Origin of the sequence: Streptococcus sp. DD04 (genome assembly GCF_001578725.1) — a bacterium.
GTDB classification, from domain to species: domain Bacteria; phylum Bacillota; class Bacilli; order Lactobacillales; family Streptococcaceae; genus Streptococcus; species Streptococcus sinensis.
Genome location: NZ_KQ968978.1, coordinates 395052 through 404855 on the forward strand (window position 1 = coordinate 395052; position 9804 = coordinate 404855).

At 43.4% G+C, this 9804-nt stretch carries 10 protein-coding genes and 1 pseudogene; 10 read left to right on the forward strand and 1 reads right to left on the reverse strand.

The annotated features are described in order from the left end of the window. The 8 genes and pseudogenes from STRDD04_RS10620 to gloA2 form a co-directional block, all read left to right on the forward strand. Window positions 1-139, forward strand: a pseudogene (locus STRDD04_RS10620) (ABC transporter ATP-binding protein); the annotation flags it as partial. Then, entirely contained in the window at window positions 132-2120 is a 1989-nt protein-coding gene (locus STRDD04_RS06845) for an ABC transporter permease (RefSeq protein ID WP_062200563.1), read from the forward strand. The pseudogene STRDD04_RS10620 and the gene STRDD04_RS06845, both read left to right, overlap by 8 nt. Window positions 2121-2252: 132 nt before the next feature. Beyond that, on the forward strand, window positions 2253-3653 hold the full coding sequence (locus STRDD04_RS06850; RefSeq protein WP_062200565.1) for an amino acid permease: 1401 nt from the start codon (window positions 2253-2255) through the stop codon (window positions 3651-3653). A 42-nt stretch (window positions 3654-3695) separates the two neighbouring features. Continuing rightward, window positions 3696-3959: a hypothetical protein gene (locus STRDD04_RS06855; protein ID WP_062200566.1), complete on the forward strand. Its 264-nt coding sequence runs from the start codon at window positions 3696-3698 to the stop codon at window positions 3957-3959. 182 nt (window positions 3960-4141) lie between these two features. Next, window positions 4142-4567 carry a GNAT family N-acetyltransferase gene (locus STRDD04_RS06860; protein ID WP_062200568.1) on the forward strand — a complete coding sequence of 142 codons (426 nt, stop codon included), beginning with the start codon at window positions 4142-4144 and terminating at the stop codon, window positions 4565-4567. Between the two features lie 15 nt (window positions 4568-4582). Then, window positions 4583-5041: a GNAT family N-acetyltransferase gene (locus STRDD04_RS06865; protein WP_062200570.1), complete on the forward strand. Its 459-nt coding sequence runs from the start codon at window positions 4583-4585 to the stop codon at window positions 5039-5041. Between the two features lie 191 nt (window positions 5042-5232). Further along, entirely contained in the window at window positions 5233-7530 is a 2298-nt protein-coding gene (locus tag STRDD04_RS06870; protein WP_062200572.1) for a DNA translocase FtsK, read from the forward strand. Window positions 7531-7637: 107 nt separating this feature from the next. After that, complete coding sequence (gene gloA2 / locus STRDD04_RS06875) at window positions 7638-8024, forward strand: SMU1112c/YaeR family gloxylase I-like metalloprotein (RefSeq protein WP_062200598.1); 387 nt, start codon at window positions 7638-7640, stop codon at window positions 8022-8024. A 21-nt stretch (window positions 8025-8045) separates the two neighbouring features. Here gloA2 and STRDD04_RS06880 read toward each other — a convergent pair whose 3' ends face one another. After that, entirely contained in the window at window positions 8046-8399 is a 354-nt protein-coding gene (locus STRDD04_RS06880; RefSeq protein WP_037615213.1) for a DUF3397 domain-containing protein, read from the reverse strand. 150 nt (window positions 8400-8549) lie between these two features. Here STRDD04_RS06880 and rplK point away from each other — a divergent pair, with 150 nt between their 5' ends. Together rplK and rplA are read left to right on the forward strand one after the other, a co-directional pair. Continuing rightward, window positions 8550-8975: a 50S ribosomal protein L11 gene (gene rplK, locus STRDD04_RS06885; protein ID WP_037616181.1), complete on the forward strand. Its 426-nt coding sequence runs from the start codon at window positions 8550-8552 to the stop codon at window positions 8973-8975. A gap of 114 nt (window positions 8976-9089) precedes the next feature. Next, a complete protein-coding gene (rplA, locus tag STRDD04_RS06890) occupies window positions 9090-9779 on the forward strand; it encodes a 50S ribosomal protein L1 (RefSeq protein ID WP_037616184.1) in 690 nt (229 codons plus the stop codon). Window positions 9780-9804: the final 25 nt, after the last annotated feature.

A 9804-nucleotide genomic window follows, 5' to 3' on the forward strand; every position in this document is an offset into this window, starting at 1 on the left:
GGCCAAGCGGGTGCTCTTTATCAAGGATGGGATTCTTTATAATCAAATCTTCCGCGGTGACAAGACCGAGCGGCAGATGTTCCAAGAAATTTCCGATACGCTGACGGTCATGGCAAGTGAGGTGGCAGCTCATGCTTAGATTAACCAGTAAGCTTGCGCTTTCTAACTTAGTCAAAAATCGTAAGCTTTATTATCCATTTGCCTTGGCGACCTGTCTAGCCATCGCTATCTCTTATATCTTTTTCTCTCTGACCTTCAATCCCAATCTGACAAAAATGACCGGAGCAAGTGCTATTTCCATGGTTCTTTCTCTAGGGATGGTTATTGTCAGTATCACGACTAGCATTATCGTCTTTTATGCCAATAGCTTTGTTTTCAAGAATCGCTCCAAAGAACTGGGCCTTTACAGTGTGCTAGGACTCAATAAATCCCATCTCTTTGTCATGGTGGTCATCGAATTACTGGTATTTGGTTTGGTCACCCTTCTCCTTGGTTTGGGACTTGGGCTCTTATTTGACAAGCTAATTTATGCCCTTTTGCTGAAAATCATGGGGGTTAAAGTTGTGCTGGTTTCGACTTTCCAGCCCTCTGTAGTCGTTTCCGTTGCTGTTTTTTATGCCTTTGTCTTTTTCTGCTTGATGATTAGCAATGGTTTGAGACTGAGAAAACTAGATGCTCTTCAATTGATCAAAGAAAAGAATAGCGGAGAAAAGAAAAGTCGCTTTTTATTCTTGCAAACTGTGCTTGGACTCGCAACATTGGCATTTGGCTACTTTCTTGCGCTAGGAGTTACCAATCCTTTATCAGCGATTTTTACATTCTTTGTCGCGGTACTCTTTGTGATTCTGGGGACCTATCTGCTCTTTAATGCTGGAATTACAGTCTTTCTGCAATTTTTGAAAAAGAGGAAGTCTTATTATTACCAACCTAATAATATGATTTCCGTTTCCAACCTGATTTTCCGCATGAAGAAAAATGCGGTGGGTCTGGCAACGATTGCCATCCTATCAACCATGGTCTTGGTGACTTTATCTGGTGGAGCCAATATCTATGCTGGTGGGGATTACATGCAAAAAGCCTTGTTTCCTCATGATATGAGTATTCAAGGAAAAGGAGTCACGGGTGAGCAGATGGACCAAGTTCTGACAGAGTTTGCGAATGAGCAACAGTTACCAGTCGCGAAAAGAGTCGTCTATCAATATTATACGATGGGGGTGAGAAGTCGCGCCGGCAATCAATTTGATATTTTCGCTGCCGATCAGAGATTTGTCACGCCGAATACTTACATTCTAGCCATTTCAGAAGCGGATTATCAGAGTATGACAGGGAAAACTCTGAATCTTGGGGATGACGAGGTGGCACTCTACCAGCAAGGCGTGAAACTGGATTTCCAGCAAGACTTGCAGCTGGCTGGTCAGACCTTTAAAATCAAAGAAGAGCTCAAAGAAGACTTTATCTTTGGTCATTTGCCAGACCAGATGAACATGATCGTCCCAGAGAAAATCTACATGGTCCTTAAAAATCCAAGTCAAGTATTCTCTACACTGATGGACAAATACGCTGTAAATCTTGACTATTATGGTGGTCTCAATCTAGATTTACCAACAGCAGAGCAACGTAAGCTGAAGGATGCTTATCAAGAAAAGTTGTATCAGTTTAATCTAACCTTGCCTGAAAATCAAGCGGTTTATGGTTCGGTGACAGCCTTTGAGAAACAAGAAATCAAAGGAATGCTGGGTGGTATGTTCTTTATCGGGATTTTCCTTTCAATCGTCTTCATGCTGGGAACCATTCTCATCATCTACTACAAGCAGATTTCAGAAGGTTACGAGGATCGGGATCGCTTTGTGATTTTACAAAAAGTCGGTCTGGATGAAAAGCAAATCAGACAAACCATTCGGAAGCAGATTTTGATTGTTTTCTTCCTGCCGCTGGCCTTTGCCTTTATCCATCTGACTTTTGCTTATCACATGCTGAGCTTGATCTTGTCTGCCATCGGTGTTCTTAACTCAGTTCTCATGCTGGCTGTTACGCTAGGTGTCTGTGCTATCTTCTTTATCAGCTATGTGTTTGTCTTTATGATTACTTCCCGCAGTTATCACACGATTGTTTCTATATAAGAAGTTGGGTTTTCCCAGCTTCTTATTTTGCTGTTTTTTTCTAGGTGGCAGCAAGGCTGGATAGAAAACGGGCTTTTCTAAATCCAGCAATCTATGATATAATAAACCATCTATACTTTTGCGAGGATTAAAATGAATATTTTTCGAAAAAAAGATGCCAGTAAAGACCGAACAGGCATGCGGCAGCATCTGAAGCTGGTAGATTTGATTCTTTTGGGGATAGGTGCCATGGTCGGTACAGGGATTTTCACCGTTACGGGAATCGGCGCAGCGACGTATGCGGGTCCAGCTTTGATTGTATCTATCGTGATTTCTGCCCTGTGTGTCAGTATTTGTGCTCTATTTTATGCGGAGTTTGCTTCGCGGGTTCCGGCTAATGGCGGAGCCTATAGCTATATCTACGCTGTTTTGGGAGAATTTCCGGCTTGGATGGCCGGCTGGCTGACTATCATGGAATTTATGACAGCTGTATCTGGTGTCGCTTCTGGCTGGGCCTCCTATCTAAAGGGACTGCTTAGTAGTTTTGGTCTTCAGTTGCCAACAGCCTTAAATGGAACTTTTGATCCACAGATGGGAACATACATCGATATTTTACCTATTCTGGTTGTGTTTTTTGTTACAGGAGTCGTACTTTTAAACTCAAAAGCAGCCCTGCGCTTCAACTCTGCCTTGGTAGTCCTCAAATTCTCAGCTTTGGCCCTATTTATCCTCGTTGGTCTCTTTCATCTTCGACCTGAGAATTGGTCCAACTTTGCTCCGTTCGGCTTTGGCCAGATCTATGGCGGGCAGACGGGGATTATGGCAGGAGCTTCTCTGATGTTCTTTGCTTTTCTGGGCTTCGAGTCTATTTCTATGTCAGTGGATGAGATTAAAGAGCCACAAAAAAATGTACCACGTGGAATCGTCCTGTCCCTCAGTATCGTCACCATTCTCTATATTTTGGTAACCTTGGTCTTGACTGGACTGGTACATTACACCAAGCTTAATGTTCCAGATGCAGTAGCCTTTTCACTTCGTAGTATTGGACTGGATTGGGCGGCCAATTATGTTTCCATCGTGGCTATTTTGACCCTGATAACTGTCTGCATTACCATGACTTATGCCTTGTCTCGGATGATTTACAGTGTGGCGCGTGATGGTTTGTTACCTAAGTCCTTTAAAAAATTAACTGCAACGAGCAGAGTGCCCCAAAACGCAACCATCTTGGTGGGAGTGGTGGCGGCTATCTGTGCCGGAATCTTCCCTCTGGCTAGCATCGCCTCCTTCCTCAACATCTGTACATTAGCTTACCTGATTATGCTGGCCTTTGCCATTTTGAAGTTGCGGAAGGAAAAGGGACAACCCAAGGCAGGAGAGTTTAAAACTCCGCTGGTGCCTCTGACACCGATTTTGTCCATTGTCATTTGCCTTTCCTTCATGACTCAGTACACTTGGGACACCTGGCTGGCCTTTGGAATCGCCCTGTTCTTGGGAATTCTGATTTACTTCGGTTACGGTTATCGCCATTCGGAAATAGAAGTGAGAGAAGAATAAAATAAAGAAGTTATACTAGATAGGAAATATACGGAGAAAAGAATGAAGAAGTTCAACCTAACGAAAAAGAAGAAAGTTTGGCTGTTTATCCTGCTCTTAATTGCCCTGCCCCTACTAGCCATTGTGATCAATATCCAGCTGAATCAACCCGAACATATGAACGCTGACTATGTTGGGCTTTGGAAGTCAAGGTGGCATGAGGAAAATAAAGATTGGCTCTATCCTCTGAAAAATATATGTCTCGTTATTTTAGCAGGTATAGCTGGTTCTGGATTGATGATTGTATTTTCCAAGGGTGAGAGATAGAAATAAGCTTTTGTAGATATGGTGTGGCCTATGAACATAAGGCAAGTCGGCCTCATATCTTAACAGATCAGCCTTTAGAAGAGGCGGAGCCTTGGTTGAAGGGACAGATGGGAGAATAGTTCATTGAAAGCAGTCAAAGAGACTGCTTTTCTGCTATAATAAAGAGAAGAACGAGGTGACAAATGATTCGTAAGGTAAAACTAAGAGACGCTGCAGCCATTCAGCGGCTCAATGCTGAGTGCCTGGGCTATGACTTCGATAGGGAAGCGACGGAGGCTCAACTGAAGAGGCTGCTAGAGAATGACCAGCATTTGATTTTGGTAGTTGAAGAAGACGGTCAGGTCATAGGATACGCTCATGCGGCTAGCTACGACTGTCTCTATTTTCCGTCCTTGCTCAATCTCTTGGCTTTGGCCGTCGCTCAGAATTTTCAAGGGCAGGGACATGGCAGAGCGCTGATGCAAGCTTTGCGTGAAGAGGGAAAAGCAGCAGGCTACACAGGAATTCGGATTAATTCAGGCATTTCCCGCTTATCAGCCCATGAATTTTACCGCAGTCTCGGCTGCAGCGAAAAAGCAGACCAGAAACGATTTTATTGGGAATTTTAGAGAAAGGAGGAGAAGATGATGATTGAACCACTAACCCAGCAGCATGCTTTAGAAATTGCTAAGGACTGGCATTATGAGGCGCCTTATGATTTTTATGACATGAAAAATGACCTAGAGGATTATGAAGAAATGGTTTCTCCTGAAGCACGTGGGGAACGTTACTATCAAGTCCTGAGAGAAGGCAAACTCTATGGATTTTTCTGCTTGGAGCAGAAAGGAGAGCGAACTTTGGAGCTTGGTTTGGGGATGAAGCCGGAGCACTGCGGAAAAGGTCAAGGCGCTGCATTTCTGCAGGAAATTTTGGGCTTTATCATGGAAAATTTTGCGCCCCAAGTCCTAAGGCTATCCGTGGCTGACTTCAATCATCGAGCCCAGCAGCTCTATCTCAACATGGGATTTGAAATGGTGAGGCGCATCCCACAGGAAAGCAATGGCGATATTCACCTCTTTGTTAAAATGCAAAAGGAGTTTTGAGAAAAAATGGGCCTCTTTTATGGTGAATCTAGAATAGAGAAAGGAAAGCTGAGAAGGAATTTTCTGGGCTTTTCTTATGTCTTGAGTATACAATATAAGTGCACAATAAAAAAATCATAAGATTTTCTAGTAATTGAAACAACTTGAGTTTGATTATCTAAAACTAGCTAGATTGTGTTATAATGAAAGTTATGGCAAATAAGAAAAATACGAAAAAAGGTCGGACTACTAGACGGCCGACAAAAGCAGAATTAGAAAGGCAGAAAGCGATTCAACGGATGATTGCCACTTTTGTTTTGGCTATCGTTTTGTTGTTTGCTGCTCTAAAACTAGGTGCCTTCGGGGTCACCATTTATAATTTAATTCGAGTTCTGGTGGGCAGTATGGCCTATGTGGCTATCTTGGCCAGTTTGGGCTATCTCTTTTTCTTCAAATGGCTGCATAAGCATGAAGGGATAATTTCAGGCTTTATCAGCTTTTTTCTGGGTTTGAGCTTGATTTTTCAAGCTTACTTTGTTCACGTTTTGCATTTGAAAGGGCAGGTTTTATCCACAACGCTTACGCGAGTCCTGACAGATTTGATGGCCTTTAAAGTGACCTCATTTGCTGGTGGGGGACTGATTGGGGCGGCTCTTTATGCTCCGATTTCTTTTCTCTTTTCAAATATCGGCTCCTATTTTATCGGTTTGCTTCTGATTGCGCTTGGAGTCCTGCTCATGAGTCCATGGTCGATTTATGATATTGCTGAGAAATTTAGCATAGCTTTCCAACAGTGGAGTGAAAAGAGGGAAGAAAAGCGGCAGCAAAGATTCCTTGAGCGAGAAGAGAAGGCTGCCCAGGAAGCTCTGAAAGCTATTGAGGTGGAACAAGAAGGACTTGGAGTAGATCCTGAGACGGGTGAGATTTTAGATGGTGAGGATCTGGCTCATACACCGGTTGATTTTGATGATGTAGACTATGATGAACCGGGCGATTATGATCCTCATGAACCTCTAGATTTTGGGCGTGTTCAGGAGAGGGAAGAAGCTGACGCAGATGTCGAAGTAGATTTTACAGCCAAGGAAAGTCTGGACTATAAACTACCGACCATCAATCTCTTTGCGCCTGACAAGCCTAAGAACCAGACTAAAGAAAAACGGATTGTTCGCGAGAATATCAAGATTTTGGAAGAGACCTTTGCTAGCTTTGGGATAAAGGCTGCTGTTGAGCGGGCTGAAATCGGACCTTCCGTCACTAAGTACGAGGTCAAGCCAGCTGTTGGTGTTCGGGTCAATCGGATTTCCAATCTGGCGGATGACCTGGCTCTAGCTCTAGCTGCCAAGGATGTGCGGATTGAGGCACCAATTCCTGGGAAATCCCTAGTTGGGATTGAGGTGCCCAACTCTGAAGTTGCGACCGTGACCTTCCGAGAACTCTGGGACCAGTCCAAGACGGATGCTAGCAAGCTCCTAGAAATCCCGCTTGGCAAGGCTGTCAACGGCTCTGTCCGCTCCTTTGACTTGGCTAAGATGCCCCACCTCTTGGTAGCGGGCTCTACTGGTTCTGGTAAATCTGTGGCTGTCAACGGTATTATAGCCAGCATTCTCATGAAGGCCAGACCAGATGAAGTTAAGTTTATGATGGTGGATCCTAAGATGGTGGAGCTGTCTGTTTATAATGACATTCCCCACTTGCTTATCCCAGTCGTAACCAATCCTCGCAAGGCCAGCCGTGCCCTCCAGAAGGTTGTAGACGAGATGGAAAACCGCTATGAACTCTTCTCCAAGGTAGGTGCCCGTAATATTGCTGGCTACAATGCGAAGGTTGCTGAGTATAATGCCCAGTCAGAGTACAAGCAGCTTCCCCTGCCTTTAATCGTCGTCATCGTGGACGAACTGGCTGACCTTATGATGGTGGCCAGCAAGGAAGTGGAAGACGCCATTATTCGTCTGGGACAAAAAGCGCGTGCGGCTGGGATTCACATGATTCTGGCTACCCAGCGGCCATCTGTAGATGTTATCTCGGGTCTGATCAAGGCCAATGTACCGTCTCGGATTGCCTTTGCTGTTTCTAGCGGGACAGACAGTCGGACCATTCTAGACGAAAATGGAGCAGAAAAGCTCTTGGGTCGTGGAGACATGCTCTTTAAGCCTATTGATGAAAATCATCCGGTTCGTCTGCAGGGCTCCTTTATCTCAGATGAAGATGTGGAGCGCATCGTTGCCTTTGTCAAGAATCAAGCTGAAGCTGACTATGACGACAGCTTTGATCCTGGTGAAGTATCTGACAATGATTTGGATACCGGCGGAGGTGACGATGAGGGCGATCCACTCTTTGAGGAAGCCAAAGCCTTGGTTATCGAGACACAGAAGGCCAGCGCGTCTATGATTCAGCGGCGACTATCGGTCGGCTTTAATCGGGCTACTCGCCTTATGGAAGAGCTGGAAGCAGCCGGCGTTATTGGACCAGCTGAAGGCACAAAACCGAGAAAGGTCTTGCAGACTAATTGATCTTTATTTTAACTAGTTTACTAGAAAAAGAAGAATTCGATAAAAACAAATCTGCCAGCAGTCAGCCGGCAGATTTTCTCTACTTAAGAACGAAGGGAAAAGAAGTTATGAAACTAGATACCATTCATCATATTGCGATTATTGGTCATGATTATGCCAAAACTAAGACCTTTTATGTGGATAAGCTTGGCTTTGAGATGCTGGATGAGCACCACCGGCCAGATAAGGAGGACATTCTCTTTAATGTTCGCAAGGGGAATCTGACTCTGGAAATTTTCATCAAAGAAAAAGCTCCCAAACGGCCATTTCTACCTCATCCAGAACATACCGGTTTGCGGCATCTAGCCTTTCGAGTAACAGATGTAGAGGCTACTCTAGCGGAATTTGATCGTTTAGAAATTCCCCATACTGAGCTGCGTTATGATGACTTTGACGGGCGTAAGATGGCCTTCTTTTTTGATCCCGATGGCTTGCCTCTGGAGCTTCATGAATAAAAAAAGAGCCTTGGCTCTTTTTCACTGCAAAATAAATATACTGATGACCATAGCTAGATACATGAAGAATGTCAAGAGAAAACCGGCCCGCCAGAAGAATTTGAAAAATTTGGGATAGTAAAAAGTTTGTTTCTTTTTTAGGAAATAAACTGTGATAGCAATAGCCAGACCAGAGAGCGCTAAAACCAGCTGAGGCAAAAGACTGTGATAGAAAGCCTTGTCTGAGATGATATAAAACTCCACAATAAAGAAAGGGAAAGCTAAGTCTGCAAAATTCAAACCATATTTCTTTAATTTAAAGACTTTCACCGTGATAATAGCCAAAATGAGGGTTAAAAAGATAAATAATACTGAAGCAATTTTTAATAATACCATACAACTATTTTACCATAAAAATGCGAAAAGATTAGAATTTTTTCTTGCATTTTAGAAAGATTAGTGTATAATGGAAAGGTATGCAAAAAGCATACTTGTGGGAGGTAAAAATCTTTATTTACCGCCAAAACCACAAAGGAGGATTTAAAAATGGCTAAAAAAGTCGAAAAACTTGTAAAATTGCAAATCCCTGCTGGTAAAGCTACTCCAGCTCCACCAGTTGGTCCTGCGCTTGGTCAAGCCGGTATCAACATTATGGGATTCACTAAAGAGTTCAACGCTCGTACAGCTGATCAAGCAGGCATGATCATTCCAGTTGTTATCTCTGTATACGAAGACAAATCATTTACTTTCGTTACAAAGACTCCACCAGCTGCTGTTCTTTTGAAAAAAGCTGCCGGTACTGAAAAAGGATCAGGCGAACCAAATAAGAAGAAAGTTGCAACAGTTACTCGTGCGCAAGTACAAGAAATTGCTGAAACTAAGATGCCAGATTTGAACGCTGCAAACATTGAAGCTGCAATGCGTATGATCGAAGGTACTGCTCGTTCTATGGGATTCAAAGTTGTTGACTAATCAATGACCCCCAAACATGCGATATAAATCGCTGGAGACCCGCAAGACTTCATCATTTCGAGAAGTGACGTGGGAGATGAAAATCGATTGAACCACTTACAAGGAGAATAAAAAATGGCTAAAAAAAGCAAACAACTTCGTGCTGCTCTTGAGAAAATCGACAGCACAAAAGCATACAGCGTAGAAGAAGCTGTAGCTCTTGCAAAAGAAACTAACTTTGCAAAATTTGATGCAACTGTAGAAGTTGCTTACAACTTGAACATCGACGTTAAAAAAGCAGATCAACAAATCCGTGGTGCAATGGTATTGCCAAACGGAACTGGTAAAACTTCACGCGTTCTTGTTTTTGCACGTGGTGCAAAAGCTGAAGAAGCGAAAGCTGCTGGTGCAGACTTCGTGGGTGAAGATGACCTCGTTGCAAAAATTAACGGTGGCTGGCTTGATTTTGATGTAGTTATTGCTACACCAGATATGATGGCGCTTGTTGGACGTCTTGGACGTATCCTTGGCCCACGTAACCTCATGCCAAACCCTAAAACTGGTACTGTAACAATGGATGTTGCGAAAGCAGTTGAAGAGTCTAAAGGCGGGAAAATCACTTACCGTGCAGACCGTGCAGGTAACGTACAGGCTATTATTGGTAAAGTTTCATTTGAAGCTGACAAGTTGGTTGAAAACTTCAAAGCATTCAACGATACCATCCAAAAAGCAAAACCAGCTACTGCTAAAGGTACTTATGTAACTAACTTGACTATCACTACTACACAAGGTGTTGGTATCAAGGTTGATGTTAATTCACTTTAATTAAAGTTTTGAAATGCAGATAAAT

What these genes read in the sequence shown, in the direction of transcription:
- STRDD04_RS06845 (WP_062200563.1), top strand. Translation starts at nt 132, where the DNA reads ATGCTTAGATTAACCAGTAAGCTTGCGCTTTCTAACTTAGTCAAAAAT.
- STRDD04_RS06850 (WP_062200565.1), top strand. Translation starts at nt 2,253, where the DNA reads ATGAATATTTTTCGAAAAAAAGATGCCAGTAAAGACCGAACAGGCATG.
- STRDD04_RS06855 (WP_062200566.1), top strand. Translation starts at nt 3,696, where the DNA reads ATGAAGAAGTTCAACCTAACGAAAAAGAAGAAAGTTTGGCTGTTTATC.
- STRDD04_RS06860 (WP_062200568.1), top strand. Translation starts at nt 4,142, where the DNA reads ATGATTCGTAAGGTAAAACTAAGAGACGCTGCAGCCATTCAGCGGCTC.
- STRDD04_RS06865 (WP_062200570.1), top strand. Translation starts at nt 4,583, where the DNA reads ATGATGATTGAACCACTAACCCAGCAGCATGCTTTAGAAATTGCTAAG.
- STRDD04_RS06870 (WP_062200572.1), top strand. Translation starts at nt 5,233, where the DNA reads ATGGCAAATAAGAAAAATACGAAAAAAGGTCGGACTACTAGACGGCCG.
- gloA2 (WP_062200598.1), top strand. Translation starts at nt 7,638, where the DNA reads ATGAAACTAGATACCATTCATCATATTGCGATTATTGGTCATGATTAT.
- STRDD04_RS06880 (WP_037615213.1), bottom strand. Translation starts at nt 8,399, where the DNA reads ATGGTATTATTAAAAATTGCTTCAGTATTATTTATCTTTTTAACCCTC.
- rplK (WP_037616181.1), top strand. Translation starts at nt 8,550, where the DNA reads ATGGCTAAAAAAGTCGAAAAACTTGTAAAATTGCAAATCCCTGCTGGT.
- rplA (WP_037616184.1), top strand. Translation starts at nt 9,090, where the DNA reads ATGGCTAAAAAAAGCAAACAACTTCGTGCTGCTCTTGAGAAAATCGAC.